The sequence below is a fragment of the Marivivens sp. LCG002 genome, from assembly GCF_030264275.1.
Lineage (GTDB): Bacteria > Pseudomonadota > Alphaproteobacteria > Rhodobacterales > Rhodobacteraceae > Marivivens.
This window is the reverse complement of the sequence record NZ_CP127165.1, coordinates 1,572,131-1,595,445: the sequence shown is the minus strand read 5'-3', so window position 1 is coordinate 1,595,445 and position 23,315 is coordinate 1,572,131. Positions and strand designations below refer to the sequence as shown.

At 60.5% G+C, this 23,315-nt stretch carries 26 protein-coding genes; 19 read left to right on the top strand and 7 right to left on the bottom strand.

All coding sequences use genetic code 11. The features are described from left to right. Positions 1-79: 79 nt before the first annotated feature. The 9 genes from QQG91_RS07920 (at position 80) to QQG91_RS07880 (ending at position 6,558) form a co-directional block, all read left to right on the top strand. On the top strand, positions 80-883 hold the full coding sequence (locus QQG91_RS07920; protein WP_285769687.1) for an urease accessory protein UreD: 804 nt from the start codon (positions 80-82) through the stop codon (positions 881-883). A gap of 9 nt (positions 884-892) precedes the next feature. Then, a complete protein-coding gene (locus tag QQG91_RS07915; RefSeq protein ID WP_285769686.1) occupies positions 893-1,195 on the top strand; it encodes an urease subunit gamma in 303 nt (100 codons plus the stop codon). 9 nt (positions 1,196-1,204) lie between these two features. Beyond that, a complete protein-coding gene (locus QQG91_RS07910; RefSeq protein ID WP_285769685.1) occupies positions 1,205-1,510 on the top strand; it encodes an urease subunit beta in 306 nt (101 codons plus the stop codon). Then, the gene (gene ureC, locus QQG91_RS07905) at positions 1,510-3,210 is read left to right on the top strand and encodes an urease subunit alpha (RefSeq protein ID WP_285769684.1); all 1,701 of its coding nucleotides are present in this window, start codon (positions 1,510-1,512) and stop codon (positions 3,208-3,210) included. The genes QQG91_RS07910 and ureC overlap by 1 nt, the downstream gene beginning before the upstream one ends. Continuing rightward, positions 3,210-3,548, top strand: a complete 339-nt coding sequence (locus QQG91_RS07900) for a hypothetical protein (RefSeq protein ID WP_285769683.1) — start codon at positions 3,210-3,212, stop codon at positions 3,546-3,548. The genes ureC and QQG91_RS07900 overlap by 1 nt, the downstream gene beginning before the upstream one ends. Then, positions 3,541-4,002 (top strand): urease accessory protein UreE, encoded by a 462-nt coding sequence (locus QQG91_RS07895; RefSeq protein ID WP_285769682.1) that lies wholly within the window; start codon positions 3,541-3,543, stop codon positions 4,000-4,002. Before QQG91_RS07900 ends, QQG91_RS07895 begins: the two co-directional genes overlap by 8 nt. Next, positions 3,986-4,615, top strand: a complete 630-nt coding sequence (locus QQG91_RS07890; RefSeq protein WP_285769681.1) for an urease accessory protein UreF — start codon at positions 3,986-3,988, stop codon at positions 4,613-4,615. Before QQG91_RS07895 ends, QQG91_RS07890 begins: the two co-directional genes overlap by 17 nt. Next, complete coding sequence (ureG, locus tag QQG91_RS07885; RefSeq protein WP_285769680.1) at positions 4,612-5,244, top strand: urease accessory protein UreG; 633 nt, start codon at positions 4,612-4,614, stop codon at positions 5,242-5,244. Before QQG91_RS07890 ends, ureG begins: the two co-directional genes overlap by 4 nt. 105 nt (positions 5,245-5,349) lie before the next feature. Further along, entirely contained in the window at positions 5,350-6,558 is a 1,209-nt protein-coding gene (locus QQG91_RS07880) for a glycerate kinase type-2 family protein (RefSeq protein ID WP_285769679.1), read from the top strand. Positions 6,559-6,618: 60 nt separating this feature from the next. On the opposite strand, the gene QQG91_RS07875 is transcribed toward QQG91_RS07880, so the two are convergent. From QQG91_RS07875 to QQG91_RS07860, 4 genes are all read right to left on the bottom strand, one after another. Next, positions 6,619-7,914: a TRAP transporter large permease gene (locus QQG91_RS07875; protein ID WP_285769678.1), complete on the bottom strand. Its 1,296-nt coding sequence runs from the start codon at positions 7,912-7,914 to the stop codon at positions 6,619-6,621. After that, complete coding sequence (locus tag QQG91_RS07870; protein ID WP_285769677.1) at positions 7,911-8,438, bottom strand: TRAP transporter small permease; 528 nt, start codon at positions 8,436-8,438, stop codon at positions 7,911-7,913. Before QQG91_RS07870 ends, QQG91_RS07875 begins: the two co-directional genes overlap by 4 nt. A 29-nt stretch (positions 8,439-8,467) precedes the next feature. Further along, positions 8,468-9,484 (bottom strand): TRAP transporter substrate-binding protein DctP, encoded by a 1,017-nt coding sequence (gene dctP / locus QQG91_RS07865; protein ID WP_285769676.1) that lies wholly within the window; start codon positions 9,482-9,484, stop codon positions 8,468-8,470. Between the two features lie 214 nt (positions 9,485-9,698). Then, complete coding sequence (locus QQG91_RS07860; RefSeq protein WP_285769675.1) at positions 9,699-10,376, bottom strand: GntR family transcriptional regulator; 678 nt, start codon at positions 10,374-10,376, stop codon at positions 9,699-9,701. A gap of 126 nt (positions 10,377-10,502) precedes the next feature. On the opposite strand from QQG91_RS07860, the gene QQG91_RS07855 reads away from it, so the two are divergent. The 5 genes from QQG91_RS07855 to QQG91_RS07835 all read left to right on the top strand — a co-directional run bounded on the left by QQG91_RS07855 (position 10,503) and on the right by QQG91_RS07835 (position 15,106). After that, complete coding sequence (locus tag QQG91_RS07855) at positions 10,503-11,198, top strand: GntR family transcriptional regulator (protein ID WP_285769674.1); 696 nt, start codon at positions 10,503-10,505, stop codon at positions 11,196-11,198. A 33-nt stretch (positions 11,199-11,231) separates the two neighbouring features. Next, positions 11,232-11,669 (top strand): type II 3-dehydroquinate dehydratase, encoded by a 438-nt coding sequence (gene aroQ / locus QQG91_RS07850; RefSeq protein WP_285769673.1) that lies wholly within the window; start codon positions 11,232-11,234, stop codon positions 11,667-11,669. Positions 11,670-11,793: 124 nt separating this feature from the next. Further along, a complete protein-coding gene (locus QQG91_RS07845; protein ID WP_285769672.1) occupies positions 11,794-13,083 on the top strand; it encodes an O-acetylhomoserine aminocarboxypropyltransferase/cysteine synthase family protein in 1,290 nt (429 codons plus the stop codon). A 117-nt stretch (positions 13,084-13,200) separates the two neighbouring features. Next, positions 13,201-14,220, top strand: a complete 1,020-nt coding sequence (dusA, locus tag QQG91_RS07840) for a tRNA dihydrouridine(20/20a) synthase DusA (protein ID WP_285769671.1) — start codon at positions 13,201-13,203, stop codon at positions 14,218-14,220. Between the two features lie 61 nt (positions 14,221-14,281). Continuing rightward, on the top strand, positions 14,282-15,106 hold the full coding sequence (locus QQG91_RS07835) for a sulfite exporter TauE/SafE family protein (protein ID WP_285769670.1): 825 nt from the start codon (positions 14,282-14,284) through the stop codon (positions 15,104-15,106). Here QQG91_RS07835 and QQG91_RS07830 read toward each other — a convergent pair. The 3 genes from QQG91_RS07830 to ccmI are packed head-to-tail and all read right to left on the bottom strand — an operon-like array spanning position 15,100 to position 17,047. Beyond that, positions 15,100-15,351, bottom strand: coding sequence for a DUF1289 domain-containing protein (locus tag QQG91_RS07830; protein WP_285769669.1), 252 nt, complete (start codon positions 15,349-15,351; stop codon positions 15,100-15,102). The two genes, QQG91_RS07835 and QQG91_RS07830, sit on opposite strands and share 7 nt — an antisense overlap. Further along, the gene (gene ruvX / locus QQG91_RS07825; protein ID WP_285769668.1) at positions 15,348-15,824 is read right to left on the bottom strand and encodes a Holliday junction resolvase RuvX; all 477 of its coding nucleotides are present in this window, start codon (positions 15,822-15,824) and stop codon (positions 15,348-15,350) included. The genes QQG91_RS07830 and ruvX overlap by 4 nt, the downstream gene beginning before the upstream one ends. Continuing rightward, positions 15,821-17,047, bottom strand: a complete 1,227-nt coding sequence (ccmI, locus tag QQG91_RS07820; RefSeq protein ID WP_285769667.1) for a c-type cytochrome biogenesis protein CcmI — start codon at positions 17,045-17,047, stop codon at positions 15,821-15,823. The genes ruvX and ccmI overlap by 4 nt, the downstream gene beginning before the upstream one ends. Before the next feature lie 226 nt (positions 17,048-17,273). Between ccmI and QQG91_RS07815 the strand changes: the two genes are divergently transcribed. The 5 genes from QQG91_RS07815 to QQG91_RS07795 all read left to right on the top strand — a co-directional run bounded on the left by QQG91_RS07815 (position 17,274) and on the right by QQG91_RS07795 (position 23,206). Continuing rightward, positions 17,274-18,518: a sarcosine oxidase subunit beta family protein gene (locus QQG91_RS07815; protein ID WP_285769666.1), complete on the top strand. Its 1,245-nt coding sequence runs from the start codon at positions 17,274-17,276 to the stop codon at positions 18,516-18,518. Positions 18,519-18,530: 12 nt separating this feature from the next. Further along, positions 18,531-18,860, top strand: a complete 330-nt coding sequence (locus QQG91_RS07810) for a sarcosine oxidase subunit delta (protein WP_285769665.1) — start codon at positions 18,531-18,533, stop codon at positions 18,858-18,860. After that, positions 18,857-21,868: a sarcosine oxidase subunit alpha family protein gene (locus QQG91_RS07805; protein ID WP_285769664.1), complete on the top strand. Its 3,012-nt coding sequence runs from the start codon at positions 18,857-18,859 to the stop codon at positions 21,866-21,868. The genes QQG91_RS07810 and QQG91_RS07805 overlap by 4 nt, the downstream gene beginning before the upstream one ends. Then, positions 21,861-22,427, top strand: a complete 567-nt coding sequence (locus QQG91_RS07800) for a sarcosine oxidase subunit gamma (protein ID WP_285769663.1) — start codon at positions 21,861-21,863, stop codon at positions 22,425-22,427. Before QQG91_RS07805 ends, QQG91_RS07800 begins: the two co-directional genes overlap by 8 nt. A 179-nt stretch (positions 22,428-22,606) precedes the next feature. Next, positions 22,607-23,206: a superoxide dismutase gene (locus QQG91_RS07795; RefSeq protein WP_285769662.1), complete on the top strand. Its 600-nt coding sequence runs from the start codon at positions 22,607-22,609 to the stop codon at positions 23,204-23,206. Positions 23,207-23,315 lie beyond the last annotated feature (109 nt).

The window sequence follows — 23,315 nt, the reverse complement described above, 5'->3', positions numbered from 1 at the left end:
CGAGTGACGCAAATTTAAGCGCGCCGCATTGATGATCCTGCCCCCGTTGTTTCTGATCCCAACAGGAATAGGGGAAGCCATGCCGGACGGGACTCAGATCGCTGCGATGCAACGTGCTCGGGGACGGGTTGCTCTGCGCTTTGCGGGAGAGCGGCACCGCCTTGTCGATCTGCACCAGTCGGGATGTCTCAAGGCGATGATGCCGCGCAATCACGCCGCCGAGCCTGATGTGGTTTTGATCAATACGGCGGGCGGGCTGACGGGCGGCGATCACCTTGATATCTCGGCGAGCGTCGAGACGGGCGCACGGCTCAATATCGCGACCCAGACCGCCGAGCGGGTCTATAAATCGACGGGCCCGATGGGGCGCGTCTCGGTTGATCTGACGATCGGGGCGGGCGGCGCGATCCACTGGATGCCGCAAGAGACGATCCTGTTCGACCGCTCCGCGCTCGGGCGTTCGATCACGGTCGATATGCAGGACACCTCCGAGTTGCTGATCGTCGAGCCTTTGATCTTCGGGCGCCGCGCCATGGGGGAAAGCCTTTCTCATTTCTCGATCTCAGATCAATGGCGTATTCGTCGTTCTTCACGTTTGGTGCATGCCGAGGCAACCCGTTTCGAAGGCGGTCTTGACGATCTTTCAGGGTCGGCCGCACTTGGGGATTGCCGCGCAATCGCGACCATCCTTTTCGTCAAGGATGGAGCGGAGACCCGTCTTGATGAGGCGCGAGCGATCCTCCCCGATGCTGCATTTTCCGCCACCAAGGACCGTTTGATCGGGCGTCTGGCGGCCTCTGATCCACGCCTCCTTCGGGGGCGCCTGATCCATTTTCTCACCCGTTTCCGCTCTGCGCCGATGCCGCGCGTCTGGACTATGTAAGGAGCCGTCATGAACCTCACGCCGCGTGAAAAAGACAAATTGCTGATCTCGATGGCGGCAATAGTCGCCCGCAACCGTCTAGCCCGAGGGGTCAAGCTCAACCATCCCGAGGCCATCGCCCTGATTACCGATTATGTGGTCGAAGGCGCGCGCGACGGGCGCTCGGTTGCCGATCTGATGGAGGCGGGGGCGCATGTGATCTCGCGCGAAGACTGTATGGAAGGCATCGCCGAGATGATCCACGACGTTCAGGTCGAGGCGACCTTTCCCGACGGCACCAAGCTCGTCACCGTTCACCACCCCATTCGCTAGGAGGCACAGATGATCCCCGGAGAGCTCATGCCCAAAGCGGGCGAGATTACGTTGAACCAAGGCGCCGAGGCGATCACGCTTCTGGTCGCCAATACCGGCGATCGTCCCGTTCAGGTCGGAAGCCATTACCACTTTGCCGAAACCAACCCCGCGCTCCGTTTCGACCGTGAGACCGCGCGCGGTATGCGGCTCGATATCGCTTCGGGCACGGCGGTCCGTTTCGAGCCGGGACAAGAGCGTGAGGTTCAGCTCATTCCCATCGGCGGCGACCGCGTTGTTTTCGGCTTTAACCAACATGTCATGGGAGCGCTCTGATGCCGGCTCAAATCTCACGCGCGACCTATGCGGATATGTTCGGTCCCACCACGGGGGACCGTGTGCGGCTTGCCGATACCGACCTGATCATCGAGGTGGAAAAGGACTTCACCACCTATGGCGAAGAAGTGAAATTCGGCGGCGGCAAGGTGATCCGCGACGGCATGGGCCAGTCCCAGCGCACCCGCGCCGAAGGGGCGGTGGATACGGTCATCACCAATGCGCTGATCGTGGATCATACGGGTATCTATAAGGCGGACGTCGGTCTCAAGGACGGGCGCATCGCAGGCATCGGCAAGGCGGGCAACCCCGACACCCAAAGCGGCGTGACGATCATCATCGGCCCCGCCACCGAAGCCATTGCGGGCGAGGGCTGTATCCTTACCGCAGGGGCCATCGACAGCCATATCCACTATATCGCGCCGCAGCAGTTCGACGATGCGCTCCATTCAGGCGTCACGACGATGATCGGCGGCGGCTCGGGGCCTGCGCATGGCACGCTGGCGACGACCTGCACGGGCACATGGCACATCGGGCGGATGCTCGGGGCCTTTGACGGGCTTCAGATGAATACGGCCATTGCAGGCAAGGGCAACGCCTCGCTCCCTGCGCCCCTGCGCGAGATGGTGAGTGCGGGGGCGTCCTGCCTCAAGCTGCACGAGGATTGGGGCACAACCCCTGCGGCTATCGACTGTTGTCTTTCGGTGGCCGACGAGATGGACGTTCAGGTGATGATCCACACCGATACGCTCAATGAATCGGGCTTCGTCGAGAACACCGTCGCGGCGATGAAGGGTCGCACGATCCACGCCTTCCACACCGAAGGCGCAGGCGGCGGCCATGCCCCCGACATCATCAAAGTCTGTGGCCATCCGAACGTTATCCCGTCGTCGACCAACCCGACGCGGCCCTATACGGTGAACACGCTCGAAGAGCATCTCGATATGCTCATGGTCTGTCACCATCTCGATCAGTCGATCCCAGAGGATGTCGCCTTTGCCGAAAGCCGCATCCGCAAGGAAACCATCGCGGCCGAGGATATCCTTCACGATATGGGCGCCTTTTCGATCATCGCCTCCGACAGTCAGGCCATGGGCCGTGTGGGCGAAGTGATCATCCGCACATGGCAGACCGCCGACAAAATGCGCAAGCAGCGTGGGCGGCTCGCAGATGAGACGGGCGAGAACGACAATGCCCGCGTGCGCCGCTATATCGCGAAATACACGATCAACCCCGCGATTGCGCATGGCATGTCGCGCCATATCGGCTCGGTCGAGGTGGGCAAGCGCGCGGATCTCGTTCTCTGGAAGCCTGCGTTCTTCGGGGTGAAGCCTGAAATGGTGCTCCTTGGCGGCACGATTGCCGTGGCGCAGATGGGCGATACCAATGCCTCGATCCCGACGCCCCAGCCCGTTTATTCCCGCGCCATGTTCGGCGGCTATGGTCAGGGGCTGGCCAAGGGCAGCGTGACCTTTGTCTCGCGCGCGGCCTATGAGGCGGGCATCGGCGAGGGGCTTGGCAAAGAGGTGCTTCCCGTCGAGAATTGCCGAAACATCGGCAAAGCTGACATGGTGCTCAACAATCTCATGCCCGACATCGACGTGAACCCCGAAACTTATGAAGTCCGCGCCAACGGTGAACTTCTGACCTGTGAACCAGCCAAGGAGCTTCCGATGGCGCAGCGGTATTTCCTCTTCTGATGGCGGTCTCGGCGGATCATCTTCGCGCCTTGGCCATGGCGCAGCGCGGCACAGAGGAGCGGCAAGAGGGCGGCATGGCTCTCTTTGTTGCAGGCGACCGCATTTTTGCAGCTCTCGTGTCCGAGACCTCGGCGATCCTGAACCTTCGAGAGGATCAGCGCGACTGGCTCATGGGCCAAAGCGATGCCTTCGGCAATGCTGATGGTCGGACCTCGGTCGATCTGGCGCGGGTGGAGCTTGAACTTCTGGCTGATTTCGTCGTCGCCGCCCATGCCAATGTGACCAAAAACGGGCTCGCGGCGCTAGGTGCATTGATGAAAGGAGTGGCGAATGGTTGACCTCGGACTTGCCCCGATCCCCGCGCGAGAGGTGCGCCCCGCGCCGAACCCGCCTGCGGCTCTGACCATCCGTCTGACCTATGAGGACCGCTTCATCCGCCGCAAACGGCTTGTCACCGATCAGGGCGAGGCGATCCTTCTCGATCTTCCCGAGACGCGCTCGCTCGATCACGGGGACCAGCTGGTGCTTGCCGATGGGCGCGCCGTGCAGGTCATTGCCGCCCCCGAGGAATTGCTTGCCGTTCGGGGCGAGAACCTGACGCGGCTGGCGTGGCACATCGGGAACCGTCACACTCCCTGCCAAATCGGGGCGGGGCGCTTGCTCATCAAACGCGATCACGTGCTGGCCGATATGCTCATGCGTCTTGGAGCGAACCTTGAGAATGTGGTCGAGCCCTTTACCCCCGAGGGTGGCGCCTATGGTCACGGAAGAACCCATGGCCACGCGCATTGATCCTTCCGCACTCCTGCGCCTGAGCCAGTGGTTCTCGGCAAATTACCCTGTCGGCGGCTATGCCTATTCGCACGGGCTGGAATGGTTCATCACCGAGGGCAAGGTGCATAACGGGCCGAGTTTCGAGGCATGGCTCGTCGATATCCTCCGTTATGGCGCGCCGCGAAACGACATAATCCTCTTGGCCGCGGCCCATCGGGGCGGCGATTGTGCCGAGCTGTCCGATCTTGCCATGGCGCTTGGGGCAGGGGCCGAGCGCGCGCAAGAAAGCAAGCTCCAAGGCGCGGCCTTTGCGCAAGTCACCGGAGCCGTCGCTGCGCCTTATCCCGTTGCCATCGGGGCGGCCGCGCGGGCCGAGGCGCTCCCCTTGGCCGAAACGGCTCTGTTTTACGTCCAGAGCTTTGCTGCAAACCTTGTCACCATTGCCTGCCGCGCGATCCCGCTCGGGGCCAGCGAAGCGCAGGCGATTCTCAAGCGTCTTTCCCCCCTGATTGCCGAAACGGCGCAGGAAGGGGTCGAGGCCACGCTCGACGATCTGGGCGGGTTTGCACCGCTCGGGGATATCGGCTCGATCCATCATGAAACCCAAGATATCAGGATATATCGGACATGACCTCTCCTAATGGACCCCTTCGTGTCGGGATCGGCGGACCTGTGGGTGCGGGTAAAACGACCCTTACCGCGCAGCTGTGCCGCGCTCTTTCGAGCCGTCTTTCCATGGCGGTCATCACCAATGACATCTATACCCGCGAAGATGCAGAGGCGCTCATGCGTCAACAGGTGCTTCCCCTCGACCGTATCCGCGGTGTCGAAACGGGGGGCTGTCCCCATACGGCTATTCGCGAGGATGCTTCGATCAACCTTGCCGCCGTGGCCGAGTTGAACGAGGCCTTTCCCGACCTTGATCTGATCCTGATCGAGAGCGGCGGCGACAATCTTTCGGCGACCTTCTCGCCCGAACTTGCCGATCTCACGCTCTATGTGATCGACACGGCGGCTGGGGATGACATCCCGCGCAAAGGCGGGCCGGCACTGACGAAATCCGACCTTCTTATCATCAACAAGCGCGATCTTGCGCCCTATGTCGGGGCCGATACCGCACGTATGGAGCGGGACGCGACCGAGCACCGCAAGGGACGCCCCTTTGTTTTCGGCGAAATGCGTAACGGTGTCGGTGTTGATCAGGTCGTCGATTTCATCGTCGAGGCAGGCGGGCTGACGCTTCGCGCCCCCGCTGCTTAGGGTCGGGCGCGGCTCAAACGACTGAAATTGCTGAAAGGTTGCTCTTTTTGCTTGTGCCTTGTCCTTGGTTGTTCAAACTGAGGTCAAGTCACCCAAGAGGCGCACATGTCGGACGCTCTGAGAACCCAGCTTACCCATCTTTTCCAAGTCGGGGTTGCCGCTGCCGATCCCTATGAGGCTGTTCGCACTGCGCTTGCAGAGGACCCTTTCGAGCCTGCGCTGATTGTCTCGGTCGGCAAAGCGGCCATGCGCATGGCCGAAGCCGCGCTCGACACGCTGGGTCGGGGTGCGCGCTGTCTCGTCATCACCAATTACGAAAACGCCCGCGATCTCGACGGGGCCGAGGTCTTTGCGTCGGGGCACCCGATTCCCGATGAAAACGGGGCCAAGGCGTCGCAGGCTGTTCTTGACGCTCTCGAAGCTGGGGCGGGACCCGTGCTCGCGCTCATTTCGGGCGGTGGCTCAGCGCTTTTGCCTGCGCCGGCCAAGGGTATTTCGCTTGAGGAAAAGGCCGAGGTGAACCGTCTTTTGCTCGCCAGCGGGGCCGACATCCGCCAGATGAACCTTGTCCGCCAGCAGCTTTCGCGGCTCAAGGGCGGCGGTTTCATCGTTTCGGCCGAGCCGCATCCCGTGCGGGCGCTGATCCTCTCGGATGTGGTGGGCGATGATCTTTCGACGATTGCCAGCGGTCCGACCGCGCCTTCGCTCGGCACGGCGGGGGATGCCATCCAGATGCTCAAACGCTTCGGGCTTTGGGATTACATCTCGGACAGCGTGCGTGATCACCTTGCCGCCGTCGGGCGCATTCGTCGTCTCAAGAGCGGCGACAATAGGCTAATCGGTTCCAACACCCAGAGCCTTCGGGCGATTGCCGGAGAGATCGAGGGGGTGACGCTTCTTGCCGATCCTGTCGAGGGCGATGTCGCCGAAGCCGCGCGTCTGATCTGTGATCAGGCGGCCAAACGCGGCTTTACCCTTTGGGGCGGGGAAACGACGGTCCAGATCAAGGGCAAAGGCAAAGGGGGCCGCAATCAGGAACTTGCGCTCAGGATCGCGGTTGAGGCCGGTAAACGCGGCTGGGGCGAATGGATGTGCCTTCAGGCCGGAACAGATGGCCGCGACGGTCCGACCGATGCCGCAGGGGCCATCGTCGATCAGGGCACCCTTGGACGCATTGCCGCCAAGGGCGGGGACATCGGCATGTATCTCGCCAACAACGACAGCTACACCGCGCTTTCACTCTCGGGCGATTTGCTTGTAACGGGGGCAACCGGAACGAATGTTGCCGATGTCGGAATTTTGTTCCGAAAGTGATGGAAAAAGGGGACTTGTTGTCACAAGACCCCTTTCAAATGTTCGAAAAGTGAAACTTTTCTACCCTTGGTAGCCCAGCAATCTCGGCAAAAAGAGCACCATGTCGGGGAACAGGATCATCGCCAGAAGCGCAAGAACCAGCGCGACAAGGAAGGCCCAGATTTCCTTGATGATCTCGGCAAGCGGAATGCCCGTCACAGCGTTGATCACAAAGAGCAGGATGCCATAGGGCGGCGTGATCAGGCCGATCATACAGTTCACCACCGCAACGACGCCGAAATGCACAAGGTCGATCCCCAATTCGCGGCATGTCGGAATAAAGAGCGGGATGATCACAAGGATGATCGTTGATGCGTCCAGAAGGCAGCCGAGCGCCAGAATGATCAGGTTGACCATCAAGAGGAACACCAGCGGCGAGACGTCGAGACCGACCATCGCGCGGGCCACCATTTCCGGTATTTTCTGGTCCGACACGATGTAATTGAGGATGAGCGCCCCACCGATCACGATCCCGACCGAGGCAGAGGAGCGCGCCGCATCCGCAAAGACCGCATAGAGCGACCGCCAAGTCAGTTCGCGATAGATGAATGCCGCCACGACAAGAGCATAAAGCGCGGCGACTGCAGCGGCCTCTGTCGGGGTGGTGTAGCCGAGATAGATGCCCGACAAGAGGATCACAGGCATCATGAGGGCAGGGAAGGCACGGGCTGTGGTGCGCGGCATATCCCGCAGCGGCACGGGCGCTTCCGTCGCATAACCGCGCTTGTGGCTGATATAGACGTTCATCGCCATGAGGACGACGCCCATCAACAGACCGGGCACGATACCTGCGAAAAAAAGATAGCCGATCGAAGTGTTCGAGACGAGCGCATAGAGCACCATCGGAATGGACGGCGGGATGATCGGCCCGATGGTGGCCGAGGCCGCTGTGATCGCCGCTGCATAGCCGCGCCCGAAACGTCCGTCCTTGGTCATCATCTCGATGATGATCTTGCCGATCCCCGCAGCATCGGCCACGGCCGAGCCCGACATGCCCGAAAAAATAAGCGATGCAACTACGTTGACATGGCCCATACCGCCTTTGAAACGGCCCACCAGCGCGATGCAGAACTTGAGAAGACGGTCGGCGATGGAGCCCGCGTTCATGATATTGGCCGCGACGATAAAGAGCGGCACGGCAAGAAGGACAAAGCTCTGGTAAAGCCCGTCCATCAGGAGTTTCCCCGCAAGTCCGACCCCGCGCCCCGAAAGTTCGAGGTAGAGCAGCGCCGCGCACAGGATGGCATAGGCGATAGGCAAACCCATACCCGCCAGCCCGAAGAGGGCCAGCAGCATCATACCGAGTTCAAAGCTCATTGGATGGTCTCCTCCGGGAGGCCTTTGCGGGCGACGACATAGGCGCGCCACGCGTAACGGATCGGCACAACGACGAGAAAGAGGAAGTAGATCGAGTAGATGGGCAACATCTTGACGGGGAGTGTCGCGCTCGATTTCAGGCGCAGGATCTTCATCTTGGCGTAGGTCGGCTCGATCGAATAGAGCATCGCTCCGATGACGACCAAAGCGCCGACAAAGGCAAAGATGCGCTGCACCTTGGGCGAGACGAGGAAGAAAAGAATGTCGAAGCGCACATGGTCCGTCTCTCTCACGACAAAAGAATTGCCCCAAAAGACGATCCAGACCCAAAGCGCGAGGCAGAACTCAAGCGTCCAGCCGAAATAACTGGGGTCCAGCGAATGCCCCAAAAGCGCGGTGAACCATTCGGCCCCCACGACATAGCGCACGATGATCTGGATGATGAAAGTGGCGAACATGGCGGCCATCATGAGGGCCGCCACGCTTTCCGTCACGCGGGAGAAAAGGTTCGATATCGTTTTCATATCGGCTCAAGCCTCCCGCGTTGTGGTGCTTAGTTGCCCAGAGCGTTGATCTGCTCGAGAACGCCTTCGGGCCAGCTCGCGGCGAAGTCGGACGAGAGATAAGCCGACTGGACCGCCTCGCGGAAGGCAGCAACATCGGGCTCGTAAACGGCAAGGCCCTGCTCTTCGAGGAAGGCGACGAGGTCGGCTTCTTTCTGGAGCTGGTTGTCGCGGCCAAACTCGGCAGCAGCGTCAGCCGCAGCCTGAACGGCAGCCTGTTGGTCGGCATCAAGACCGTCCCAAACAGCCTTGGAGATCGCAAGGTAGTTGAGGTCGACAAGGTGCGAGGTCAGAACGATCTGTTTGGTGACTTCATAGAACTTGGCGTCCACAACGGTCGGGAGCGGGTTGTCCTGACCGTCGACAGCGCCCGTCTGAAGGGCGGTGTAAACCTCGGTAAAGGCAAGCGGGGTCGGGGCCGCGCCAAGCGCCGAGCCGAGGAACTGCCATGCGTCGGTGCCGGGCATACGCAGGTTCACACCGGCCAGATCGGCGGGGGTGGTGACCGTCAGCTCGTCCTTGGACTGACGCAGGTTCACCTGACGGCGGCCCAGATACATGACCGAAAGAAGCTTTACGCCAAGCTCTTCCTCTGCCTTTGCCTTGAAGGGGTCCATCAGAGGATCGTTGAACACGGCTACCTGATGCGCGGCGTCCTGATGGACGTAGCCAGCGGTGAAGATCGAGAACTCGGGGAAGAACGTTGCAAGTTCCTGAGCCGAGGTGATCGACATTTCAAGGTCGCCCGAGGCGATGGCTTCAAGCTCGGTGCCCTGCGCGAAGAGCGAGGCGTTCCAGTGGGGCTCGAAGCTGGCGAAATCGGCGACAGCGGGGCCGAACTTTTCGATCAGGGCGACGGCGCGCTGGTCGGTTTCAGAGGCGGGCGAGCTCAGCCGAAGCTGGATTTTGTCGCCATGCGCTTCCGCGAAAGCGGTGCCGGCAATGGTGGAAACTGCAAGAGCAGCAGCAGACGCCAAAAGGGTGCGGCGTGCAAAAGTCATAGGCATGGTGTTCCTCCCGAAAATGAACATGGCACTGACGAAAATAGGTCAGTTCTCCGATGCAGAAGCAAGCATGGATTTTGACATAGATCAACATAGGTTTTGATCTATGGATGATTTATTTGGTTTCGTATGATCTTATGATTTAAAATCGATTATTTGTTAGTATATTGAATTTATTCACGTTTCAGTGAGATAGCGCGCCTTGCTGAGCGGAAATTCAACGGCTGGGCAGAACATTGGGATTGTTGAGACAGTGACGAACGCCTCCCTCGATGTGGGACCTGAGAATCGTTTTCGCTCTTTCACTGTCGCGATCCATCGCAGCATCGAGCATCTCTCGGTGCTCGCGCGCGGCCTTGTCGCCTCTGAACGTCAACGACCGCATCTGGTAGCGCAGATATTTGTCGAACACGCTGCCGTGCAGGCTCAGGAGCGAGGCGCTGTCGCACGCCGAGATAAGCGCCTGATGGAATTCCCAGTCGTATTGCTTCCAGCTTTCGCGGACCGAGACATCATTGGCCGCCATGCGTTGTTCCATGCGGTGGAGCTTATGGTGCGCCGAAACGATCCGCCCCTCCCATTCGGTGTCCCCATTCGCAAAGGAGAGGGTAAGCGCATGACATTCCAGTAAAATCCGAAGATCCGCAATTTCGACGAGATCCTTGGCCGTCATAGGAGCGACAAAGAAACCGCGCTGCCCCTCGGCAAGAACAAGCTCTTCGGTCGTGAGCCGGTTGAGCGCCTCGCGGATGGTCGAGACCGATGCGCCGTAGGTGTCGCGCAAATCATCGAGCTTGAGCTTGGAGGCAGGTGCAAGCCGCCCGAAGATGATGTCGGTGCGCAGGGTCTCATAGGTGCTTTGGCCGACGCCTGCGTCTTCGCTCGGAAGGATCATGTTCAATTGCCCATATTACTTGGCTTAATATTGGCGGATAATATCGTCTTAGTCCAACTTAATTGAGGCGCTTGCGTATAATCGATTATTGCGTCACAAATCGTGGGCACGAATATAGGTTCTTTCATGCTGCTTCACGAAGAAAAAGAGACACCCCGCAAATCGACCCGAGCGAGCCTTGTGGCGTCGTCGCTGCTCAAGTCGATCCTGCGCGGCGAGTTGGCGCCGGGAAGCAAGCTCAACATCGACTACCTGCGCGAGGTTTATCAGGTGTCGCTCTCACCGATGCGCGAGGCGATTTCGCGGCTCGTCTCCACAGGACTTGTCGAGTTCGAGGACCAGCGCGGCTATCGTGTCGCGCCCGTTTCGCTCCAGCTTTTGGCCGAGGTGACGCGCCTGCGCTCCGATCTGGAGAGCCTTGCGCTCAGATATTCCATCGAGCGCGCCGATCTGGAGTGGGAGAGCAACGTTCTGGGCGCTCTGCACAGGCTCGGGCGGACTGAGCGCGATGTTTCCTCGCCCGAGGCAATGGAAGTTTGGGAAGCGGCGCATTGGGCCTTTCACAAGACATTGATCGAAGGCTGCGGCATGGAGATGCTGGTCGAATTTTGCCAGAACCTTCAGAACCAGAGCGACCGGTATCGCCGCATTTTCCTCAAACAGCCCGCAGGGGCGGCCGATATTCAGGACGAACACAACGCGATTGCAAACGCCGCCGTGGATCGCAACGCCGATCTCGCCGCGCGGCTCTTGCGCGCCCACATCGAACGCACGGGCAATGATCTTGCCCGACAAATCAGCGGGGCACTCCCCCAGGACTAACGGCGCGGATATGCGCAAATCACAGGATCCACGATGAGCAAGACCGTCTATATTCTCAACGGCCCCAACCTCAACCTTCTGGGCAAGCGACAGCCCGAAATTTATGGCTATGACACGCTTGAGGACGTGGCCGCAAACTGCGCCAAGGTGGCCGAAGAGTTCGGGATCACCTCCAAGCTCATGCAGTCCAACCACGAGGGCCAGATCATCGACTGGATCCACGAGGCACGGGAAAAGGCCCAAGGGATCATCATCAACCCCGGTGCCTTTACCCATACTTCGGTTGCGATCCTCGATGCGCTCAATGCCTACGAAGGTGTGGTCTTCGAGGTGCATATCTCCAACGTGCACAAGCGCGAAAGCTTCCGTCACCATTCCTATGTCTCGCTCCGCGCCGAAGGCGTGATGGCGGGCTTCGGTGTGGAAGGTTATGCGCTTGCGATGCGCCGTATGGGATCTTTGCTCAAGTAAACCGCACCGCATTCGGAACAAGGCACCGCGCAGACGATCCTGCGTGGTGCTTTTTCTTTTGAAAGCACTTGGCATCGGCGCGAAGCTCGTCCAGTCTCTGCGCAACGCTAAGGGAGACTTTCACATGAGCGAAAATCAATACGGTTTCGATACACTTGCCATCCACGCAGGCACCGCGCCCGATCCTGCAACAGGCGCGCGTCAGGTGCCGATCTATCAGACGACGGCCTATGTGTTCCGCGATGCCGAACATGCCGCAAAACTCTTCAACCTTGAAGAAGTGGGCTATATCTATTCGCGTCTGACCAACCCGACGGTTGCGGCTCTGGCCAATCGCGTTGCCGCTCTCGAAGGCGCGGCGGGCGGGATCGCCTGTTCTTCGGGTCACGCCGCGCAGATCATGGCGCTTTTCCCGCTGATGCAGCCCGGCTGCAATATCGTGGCCTCCTCGCGTCTTTACGGCGGCACGATCACCCAGTTCAGCCAGACGATCAAACGCTTCGGCTGGTCGGCCAAATTCGTCGATACCGAAGACCTTGCCGCTGTCGAGGCTGCCATCGACGAAAACACCCGCGCCGTGTTCTGCGAGACCATCGCGAACCCCGGCGGCTATATCAGTGACCTCGACGCTCTCGCCAAGATCGCGGATGCGGCGGGCGTTCCGCTCATCGTCGACAACACCACGGCCACGCCATATCTCTGCCGCCCGATCGAGCATGGCGCGACCCTTGTCGTGCATTCGGCCACCAAATACCTCACGGGCAACGGCACGGTGACGGGCGGTATCGTCGTCGACTCGGGCAAGTTCGACTGGTCCGCAAGCGACAAATTCCCCTCGCTCTCGCAGCCCGAGCCTGCTTATCACGGTCTGACCTTCCATGCCGCACTCGGCGCGATGGCCTTTACCTTCCACTCGATCGCTGTCGGTCTTCGTGACCTCGGTATGACCATGAACCCGCAGGGCGCGCATTACACCCTTATGGGGATCGAAACGCTTGCGCTTCGGATGGAGCGCCACGTTGCGAACGCCAAAGCCGTCGCCGAGTGGCTTGAAAAAGACCCGCGGATCGAAGGCGTCACCTATGCAGGTCTCGAAAGCTCGCCCTGGAACGAGCGTGCGGGCCGTATCGTGCCCAAAGGGGCAGGGGCTCTCTTCACCGTCGCAGTCAAGGGCGGTTATGACGCTTGCGTCAAGCTGGTCGACAACCTCAAGCTCTTTAGCCATGTAGCCAACCTCGGTGACGCGCGCAGCTTGATCATCCACCCTGCCTCGACCACCCACCGCCAGCTCGAGCCCGAGCAGCAGGTCAAAGCAGGCGCCGCACCGAATGTGGTCCGCGTTTCTATCGGCATCGAAGATGTGAAAGACATCATCGCCGACCTCGATCAGGCACTTGCCAAGGCAACCGCCTAAAGACTTTGGGGTGCGCAGGGAAAACCTTGCGCACCCTTAATCCGACGGGGCTGGAAAAACATCTCCTTTGCCCCTAAGAAAGCGCTTTGATCCCACTTGGACAGGACGCTGCTGCGGATGCTCGACACACCCCCGATCCAGAACCCCCAGAGCCCCGCAACGACGCGGGCGGCGCGGCTTTCGGTTGCGCCGATGATGGATTGGACGGATCGCCATTGTCGGTATTTCCACCGCTTGATGAGCCGCGAGACGCTACTTTACACCGAAATGGTGACAGCGCCCGCGATTGTGCGGGGGGAACACGAACGTCTGCTCGCCTATAGCCCCGAAGAGCACCCCGTCGCGCTTCAGATCGGAGGGTCTGACCCCAAAGAGTTGGCCGAGGCGACGCGGATTTCCTGCGGGTATGGCTATGACGAGGTGAACCTCAATGTCGGCTGCCCCTCTGACCGCGTGCAGTCGGGGGCCTTTGGCGCGGTTCTGATGAAGTCGCCCGACCTTGTGGCCGAGTGTGTCGCCGCGATGATCGGGGCCTCCAACGTCGAAGTGACCGTCAAATGCCGTATTGGTGTGGACGAGCAGAACCCCGAAGAGGTGCTTCCCGATTTTCTCGAAAAGGTGAGCGCGGCAGGTGTGCGGCGCTTTACGATCCACGCCCGAAAAGCATGGCTCGAAGGGCTCAGCCCCAAGGAAAACAGGGATATTCCGCCGCTAGATTACGACCTCGTCAAACGCATGAAGGCCGCTTACCCAAATCTTCATATCTCGATCAACGGCGGGATCGCGACCCTTGATCACGCGGTCGAACTTCTTGCTTCGGGGCTGGACGGGGTGATGATCGGGCGGGCCGCCTATCATCAGCCTGCGGATATCCTGTGCGACGCCGATGCGCGCATTTACGGCGGCTCTGAGGGGCCGACCGCAGAAGAGGCCGTGCGCCAGATGCTTCCTTATATCGAAGCGCACCTTGTCAACGGTGGGCGGTTGAACCAGATCACCCGACATATGCTTGGGGCTTTTGCAGGCCGCAGCGGGGCGCGGGGCTGGCGACGCATCCTCTCGCAAGAGGCGCACAAGGATGGAGCAGGGCCGGAAACGGTGCTCAAGGCCCTGTCCTCGGTCACGGATGCACTCTGATCGCTTGCAGCCGCGCGCCTAAGCCGTCACAAAAGCGCAACTGCGCGAAAGGGAGGCCGTAATGGGCGATATGGGATTGTTGTTTGCGATGGCGGCGGTGCTCGTCGTGATCGGTGCTTTTGCAGGCGTTCTTGCGGGTTTGCTCGGGGTCGGCGGCGGGATCGTGCTCGTTCCTGCGTTCTTTTACGCCTTTACGACCTTGGGCTATGGCGGGGCCGATCTGATGCAGGTCTGTCTTGCGACCTCGCTTGCGACCATCATCGTCACCTCGATCCGCTCGGTGCTTTCGCACAACAAAAAGGGCGCCGTGGATTGGGAAATTCTCAAGGGCTGGGCGCCGGGGATCGCGATCGGTGCCGTGATCGGGATGTTGACGGCGGCTTCGCTACGCTCGCAACAACTCCAGATGATCTTCGGCGTGCTTGCCGTGGTCATCGGCCTCTACATGACCTTCGGCAAATCCGAATGGCGTCTCGGCAATGCGATGCCGCGCGGGGCCAAGGCGCTTGCCGGCTCGCCCGTCATCGGGTTCCTGTCGGTTCTGATGGGGATCGGTGGCGGCTCCTTCGGGGTGCCGACCATGACGCTCTTCAACGTGCCGATCCATCGCGCGGTTGCGACTGCAGCAGGCTTTGGCGTGATCATCGCCGTGCCCTCCGTTGCGGGGTTCTTGCTGACCGATGTCGATCCCGCCTCCAAGCCGCCCTTTACCATCGGGGCGGTCAACCTCGTGGCCTTTGGGCTTGTCATCGCCATGACGCTCATCACAGCGCCGATGGGCGCGACCCTCGCCCACAAGACCGATGCAAAGCGACTCAAGCGGGTGTTCGGTCTGTTCCTGATCCTAGTGGCGCTCAATATGCTTCGGAAAGCTTTGGGTTATTGATCCCGTTCAAGCCGAGCGGCGCGGCCTCCGCGCCGTTTGGCGACGCGTCCTTTGCGAGAGGGAAGCTCTGCCATCACGGCTTTGCGCGCTTCGGGTGTCATACGGGACCAGCCGCCGATCTCGTCAAGCGTGCGCAGACAGCCGATGCAGATGCGCTCTTCGGGATGGACAACGCAGACCTTGACGCAGGGGCTTTCAATCTCGGCCCGCTTCCAGATGTTGTCGGTGTTTTCAGGTGCGCTCATTCCGCCCGTCCCATGAATGCCAGTCTGTCCAGCAGCCCCTGAAGGATAAACCCTGCCGCCACATGGTCGATCACCTCATCGCGACGCTTTCGAGACGTATCCGCCTCCAGTAGCGCCCGTTCCGCTGCCACGGTAGAGAGACGTTCGTCCCAATAGGTGATCGGCACATCGGTGAGTTTGGTCAGGTTGCGCGCAAAGGCGCGGGTGGATTGGGCGCGGGGGCCTTCGCTGCCGTCCATATTCTTGGGCAGGCCAAGGACGATCCCCGCCAGCTCGCGCTTTTTGATGATGGCAAGAAGCGCTTCGGCATCGGTGGTGAATTTCTTGCGTTTGATGGTTTCAAGCGGGCTCGCGACATTTCGGAAATTGTCCGAAACCGCCACGCCGATGGTGACGGTCCCGAGATCGAGACCGCAAATCGCGCGCATCGGTTTCAGGCTGGCCGCAAATTCGGCGGTGTCTTCGAGGATCACTGTGCCACCCCTGCGGATTGCGCGGCGGCGCGGATTTGGGTGAGCGCTTCGGTGTTGCCCGCAAAGACGCCTTGGGCCTCGGTCCAGATCGCGAGCGCGCGATCGGTGTCGCCAATAACCCCCAAAGCATTGATCAGACGGGCCCATTCCTCGGGCGTGCCGCCTTCATTCGCCAGACGGTCCATGAGGCGGCCGACCATGCCTTGGATCATGTTGCCCTGATCTTCGGCGGACATATTGGCTGCATCCTCGATCTGGTCGGCCGTGGGTCCGGGGAGGGCGGCGGTGCGGGGCAGCTCGTATTCAACGCCTGCACGCCATGCGGCATCCTCGATCTGGCCTTTGGCAAGTTCGACGTGGATTTGCTCGGGAGTTCCGTTGTCGATGACCTGTTTCCAAAGGCGGAAGGCCACGTCGGGGCGGTCGGTTTGCGCATAAAGCAGCCCGAGGTAATAGCGCGCGGCGATATTGTCGGTATCGCGTTCGAGAATTTGGCGCGAGACCGCTTCGGCTTCGGGTGTGACAAGTCCCGCCGTTGCCGCAACCATATAATCGGCAAGCCGCTCGAGATCGGTGATCTGGACCTGTGCGCCGACAAGATCGACAAGATGGGCCTGCGCCGCTGCAGCCGCCGCGTAATTGGTCAAAGCCGCTTCGTGACGGGCAAGAAGCCTCCAGCCTGCCTGATCATCGGGGCGGGTCGGGACGATATCGCGGAGCTGCTGGACCATCTCGAGATAATCCGCAGGGGCGTCGATTTCGGGGCGCGGCATGGCTTGGGCAAGCTCTTCTGCTTCTGCCTGGCTCATACGGTTCGCGCGGATGTCATCCCCCGCAGCGATGCGCGCCTTGAGCGGCAGGTCCTGTGCCCCCGGAGCACCGACATAGAGATAAAGACCGGCAGAAAGTGCAACAACAACAACGCCGAAGAGGGCAGAGGTCATGCGGCTTGCAAGGAGCGGCGCATCCCCTGTCTGTTGGGAGCCTGCCTTGTCGGCGGCCAGAAGACGGCGCGCGATTTCCGTGCGGGTGCGCTCGGCCTCTGCGGTGTCGAGAACGCCGCGTTCCAGGTCGCGTTCCACTTCGGCAAGTTGCTCGCGATAGATGTCCACCTCGCTCACGGCATCTTCGGTCGCGGCGGTCCTTGTGTTGCGGAACAGGGGCAACAGCAACGACACCGTCGCAATGACGGCCAAAGACATCGAGATAATCCAGAAAAACATATCGCCTCCCGCGTTTCGCTTGGGCCTAAGTAACGATCAAAGTGCCCATGGGAAAGTCCTTGGTGGTCGGGTGGCTCTCAAACCTCTGTGTTTGCGCAAAAACGCCGCATGCGACATGTCGTGTTTTTACACAATTGTGGCGCTGGTAGCCCCCTTTGTTAACGCACAAAAGTCCAGTTAGGAGAGGAGCAAGTCCGGAACACTGAACTAGAGGGATTCGGGGACAATGAGACGCTATTCCGTTTTCGCGATTGCCCGTGAGGCTCTTCGCTATCACACAGGGTGGGAGCGCGCTTGGCGTGCGCCCCAGCCCAAGAAGAAATATGATGCCATCATCGTCGGGGCAGGCGGCCACGGTCTCGCGACCGCCTATTACCTCGGCAAGAATTTCGGCATCACCAATGTCGCCATCATCGAAAAAGGATGGCTCGGCGGCGGCAACACGGGTCGTAACACGACGATCATCCGTTCGAACTATCTTCAGGACCCGTCGGCCGCGATCTACGAAAAGGCACGTAGCCTTTACGAGACGATGTCGCAGGACCTGAACTACAACGTGATGTTCAGCCCGCGTGGCCTTATCATGTTGGCGCAGACCGAGCACGAAGTGCGCGGCTACCAGCGCACCGCCCACGCCAACGCGCTTCAGGGCGTGGCGACCGAATTCATCAGCCCCCAGCAGGTCAAGGAACTCGTTCCGATCATCAACCTCGATGGTCCGCGCTATCCCGTTCTGGGCGGTCTGTTGCAGAAACGCGGCGGCACGGCCCGTCACGATGCGGTGGCTTGGGGCTATGCCCGTGCTTGCTCCGACATGGGCATGGACGTGATCCAGAAATGCGAAGTCACGGGCGTGCGCACCGAAGGCGGCAAGGTCGTCGGCGTCTCCACGACCAAGGGCGACATCGATTGTGACAAGCTCGGCATCGTCGTTGCAGGTCACACTTCGGTTCTGGCCGAAATGGCGGGCTTCCGTCTCCCGATCGAATCCGTCGCGCTTCAGGCGCTTGTGTCCGAGCCGATCAAGCCTTGCATGGATGTGGTCGTCATGGCGAACACCGTGCACGGCTATATGTCCCAGTCCGACAAGGGCGAAATGGTCATCGGCGGCGGCACCGACGCTTTCAACAACTACACCCAGCGCGGCTCGTTCCACCACATCGAGGAAACCGTCCGCGCGCTCAACGAAACCTTCCCGATCATCAGCCGTCTCAAGATGTTGCGTCAGTGGGGCGGGATCGTTGACATGACCGGCGACCGCTCGCCCATCATCTCCAAAACCCCCGTCGACGGTATCTTCGTCAACTGCGGTTGGGGCACGGGCGGCTTCAAGGCGATCCCCGGCTCGGGCTGGGCGATGGCCGAGCTCATGGCCAAAGGGCATTCGCCGCTGGCCGAAGAATTCCACATGTATCGCTTCCGCGAAGGCAAATTCATCGATGAATCTGTCGCTGCGGGCGTGGCTCACTAAGGAGAACACGAGATGCTGACCCTTCAATGCCCATATTGCGGCGTCGATGCCGAAGAGACCGAACTTCAGGGGGGCGGAGAAGCCCACCTCAAGCGCTTCGGTCCCGGATCGAACGACGACGACTTCGAAGGCTATCTCTTCTTGCGCGAAAACCAGAAGGGTATCCATTTCGAGCGCTGGCGCCATGCCTATGGCTGCGGCAAGTGGTTCCTTGCTGCACGCCACACCAACACGCTCGAAGTCTTCGGCACCTATCCCGCGCAGAGCACTGAGCCTCCGCAACACATCAAAGACGCGATTTCCGCCAAACTGCCCGGCTGGAAATGGGGGAACTTTTCATGAGCACTCGTCTTGCAAAAGGCGGCCGTCTGATCGACAGCACCAAGCCGCTCGACTTCACCTTTAACGGTAAGCGCCTCAAGGGCTACGAGGGCGACAGCCTCGCCTCGGCTCTTCTGGCCAACGACCAGATGATGGTCGGCCGTTCGTTCAAATACCACCGTCCGCGCGGCATCGTCGCTTCGGGTGCAGAAGAGCCGAACGCTCTTGTGAACCTCGGCACGGGCGGCAAGTTCGAACCGAACCAGCGCGTCACCACGCAAGAGTTGTTCGACGGTCTGACCGCCACCAGCCAGAACCACTGGCCGAGCCTTGAATTCGACATCGGCGCCGTGAACCAGCTTTTCGCACGGTTCCTGCCTGCTGGTTTCTACTACAAGATGTTCATTCATCCGCGTCCGTTCTGGAAGCATATCTATGAACCCTTCATCCGCCAGTCCGCAGGTCTCGGCAAAGCGCCGACCGAAAAGGATGCGGATACCTACGAGCACTTCTACTTCTATTGCGACGTTGCCGTGATCGGCGGCGGGATCGCGGGTCTTGCCGCCGCTCTCGAAGCGGGTCGTTCGGGCGCTCGCGTTCTTGTCATGGAGCAAGAGGCTCATTGGGGCGGCCGCGCCGTTGTCGACGGTGTCATGATCGACGGCGAGCCCGCCGAGCAGTGGATCGACAACACGCTTGCCGAGCTTGACGCGATGGAAAACGTCACCCTGCGCGAGCGGATGATGGGCGCAGGCGTCTATGACCACGGCTATGTCCTTGGTTACGAACGTCTGACGGACCACGACCCCAAGCTTGCGGGCCCGCGTCACCGTCTGTGGCGTATCCGCACCAAGCAGATCGTGACCGCAACGGGTGCCATCGAACGTCCTCTCTCCTTTGCGGGCAACGACATCCCCGGCGTCATGCTGGCGGCTGCGATGCGCGACTATCTGGTGAACTATGGCGTATCGGTCGGTGACCGCACCGTTGTCGTCACCAACAACGACGATGCCTATCGCACCGCGCTTGCGCTGGTCGATGCGGGTCTGGTTGTTCCCGCCATCATCGACGCCCGTCCGCAAGGTGGCGGCGAGCTGATGGAAGAGGCGATTGCCCGCGGTATCCGCGTTGAAAAAGGCCGCGGCATCGCCAAGGTCAAAGGCCGCGCCCGTGTCACCGGCGTTGCCATCTGTGCCCAAGAGGGCGAGGGCGCCGTTCTGGCCGAGATCGACTGTGATGCGGTCGCCATGTCAGGCGGCTGGTCTCCTGTCGTGCACCTCTGGTCGCATTGCGGCGGCAAGCTGAACTGGGACGCCGATCAGGCGATGTTCCGTCCCGACGCAACCCGTGCACCGACGGGCGCAGACGGTGAGGCATTCGTCACCACCGCAGGCACCGCCAACGGCCATCTCTTCAGCGCCGAAGTTCTGGTTGATGGTTACACCGCAGGCCGCAGCGCAGCACAGGTCGCCGGGTTCACGCCCGCCGCGACCGAAGCTGCCGTGGGCGAGGACGCGACCCAAGCGCCGCTTCTTCCGATCTGGCTCATGCCCCAGGGCGCTGGTCATGCGCTGAAGTCCAAAGCATGGCTCGACTTCCAGAACGACGTAAAGGTCTCGGATATCCAGCTTGCTGCCCGTGAAGGCTATGAGAGCGTCGAACACGCCAAGCGCTATACCACGATCGGCATGGCAACAGATCAGGGTAAGTTGAGCAACATCAACGGCTTGGCGATCCTTTCTCAGGCTCTGGATGAGGCGATCCCCAACGTCGGCACCACCACGTTCCGTCCGCCCTATACCCCCATTTCGATGGGCTCCATCGGCGGCGCGGCGCGTGACGAGCTGTTCCAGCCGATCCGCAAGACCCCGATCCAAGGGTGGCATGACGAAAACGGCGCGGTCTATGAACCCGTCGGCCAGTGGCGTCGTCCCTACACCTTTACCCGTGGCGGCGAGAGCAAGCATGACGCGGTGAAGCGCGAGATCCTGAACACCCGCAACAACGTGGGTCTTCTCGATGCATCGACGCTCGGCAAGATCATCGTCAAGGGCCCCGACGCGGGCAAGTTCCTCGACATGCTCTACACCAATATGATGAGCAATCTTCCCGTCGGCAAATGCCGCTATGGCCTGATGTGTTCGGAAAACGGTTTCCTTATGGATGACGGCGTTGTTGCCCGCATCGACGAAGAGACCTGGCTCTGCCACACCACCACAGGCGGCGCTGACCGTATCCACGGCTGGATGGAAGACTGGCTCCAGTGCGAATGGTGGGACTGGAAGGTCTATACCGCCAACGTGACCGAGCAATACGCCCAGATCGCCGTTGTCGGCCCCAAAGGTCGCCAGCTCCTCGAAAAGCTCGGCGGAATGGACGTCTCCAAGGAAACGCTGCCCTTCATGCAGTGGGCGGACGGTGTTCTTGGCGGCTTCAATGCCCGCGTTTACCGCATCTCTTTCTCGGGCGAGCTGTCCTATGAAATCGCGGTGCCTGCCTCGCAGGGTCGTGCCTTCTGGGATGCGCTCTGGAGCGCGGGTCAGGAGTTCGGCGTGATGCCCTACGGCACCGAAGGTCTCCACGTCATGCGCGCCGAAAAAGGCTTCATCATGATCGGCGACGAAACCGACGGCACGGTGATCCCGCAGGATCTCAACCTCGGTTGGGCGATCTCCAAGAAGAAAGAGGACTACCTCGGCAAACGGGCGCAGGAGCGGAGCCACATGGCCGATCCGAACCGCTGGAAGCTGGTGGGCCTTGAAACGCTCGATGGCTCGGTGCTTCCCGATGGGTCCTATGCGATTGCCCAAGGCAAGAACGCCAACGGCCAGCGCAACACCCAAGGCCGCGTGACCTCGACCTATTACTCGCCGACCCTCGGGCGCGGCATTGCGATGGGACTTGTGCACAACGGACCCGACCGCATGGGCGAGGTGATCGAGTTCAACACCACGAACGGCGGAACCATCAAGGCCAAGATCGTTGATCCTGTCTTCTATGACAAAGAGGGGGCAAAGCAGAATGTCTAATGCAGTCACTCCACTTGGCGGTGCCAAGACGAACATCGGCGGCCTCACGCTCGAGGATATGGGTCTCCAAGGGATGATCAGCCTGCGCGGCGACCTCTCCTCCAAGGCTCTGGCCAAGGCGGTCAAGGCCGTCACAGGGCAGGGCGTGCCCGAGCTTCGCACCGCGAATGTTGCGGGCGGTAAGGGTGCGGCGTGGATGTCGCCGGACGAGCTTTTGCTCTTTGTGCCCTATGCCGAAGCCGAGAGCGCTGTGGCGACGATCTCCGAGACGATGAAGGCCGAGCATCACCTTGCCGTCAACGTATCGGATGCGCGCGGGTTCATGCGTCTGTCGGGTGCAGGCGCTCACGAGGTCATGTCCAAGAACGCGCCCGTGGATTTCCACAAGGATGTGTTCACCGCAGGCATGTTCCGCCGCTCGCGCCTTGGCCAAGTTGCTGCGGCCTTCTGGCTTGATGCCGAAGGCGGGTTCAATGTGGTCTGCTTCCGTTCTGTTGCTGACTATGTCTATCGCCTTCTTGAGGTTTCGGCCGAGGCGGGCGCAGTCGACGCGCTCTGAGCCAGAGCACCTTTAAAGATCAAACGGCGTCCCAACGGGGCGCCGTTTGCGTGACAGGCCTTCCAATTCGCTTGGAACCTTCCAAGATGCCATGTGTTTTACGATAAGACCTTGACGCCGCGCTCATGTGCGCTTTGTTACGGCACAGCAATGCAACTTCAAAACAGGGGACTTTGAAAATGTCTTTCTCGCTGCCCGATCTTCCTTATGCTCACGACGCTCTTGCCTCCAAGGGCATGTCGGCTGAAACGCTCGAGTTTCACCACGATCTTCACCACAACGCCTATGTGACCAACGGGAACGCCGCAATCGCTGGCACCGAGTGGGAAGGCAAGACCCTCGAAGAGATCATCGTCGGCACCTATAACCCGACCGCAGTTGCCCAGAACGGCATCTTCAACAACATCTCGCAGCTTTGGAACCACAACCAGTTCTGGGAAATGATGGGACCGGGCGAGTCGAAAATGCCGGGCGATCTGGAAAAGGCTCTGGTCGAGTCGTTCGGTTCGGTCGACGAATTCAAAAAGCAGTTCTCCGCTGCCGGTGCTGGTCAGTTCGGCTCGGGCTGGGCTTGGCTGGTCAAGGATAAGGACGGCGCGCTCAAGGTCACCAAGACCGAGAACGGCGTCAACCCGCTCTGCTTCGGCCAAACCACGCTTCTTGGCTGTGACGTCTGGGAGCATTCCTACTACATCGACTTCCGCAACAAGCGTCCCGCTTATCTCACCAACTTCCTCGACAATCTGGTGAACTGGGAAAACGTGGCCTCGCGCCTCTGATTTTCAGTCGGAACCACAAAGAAAAGGCCGGACAGATGTCCGGCCTTTTTTATTTTTGTTCCATATCGTTATCCGATTAAATTTCATCGACGAATTGTCGTTCTAGTCC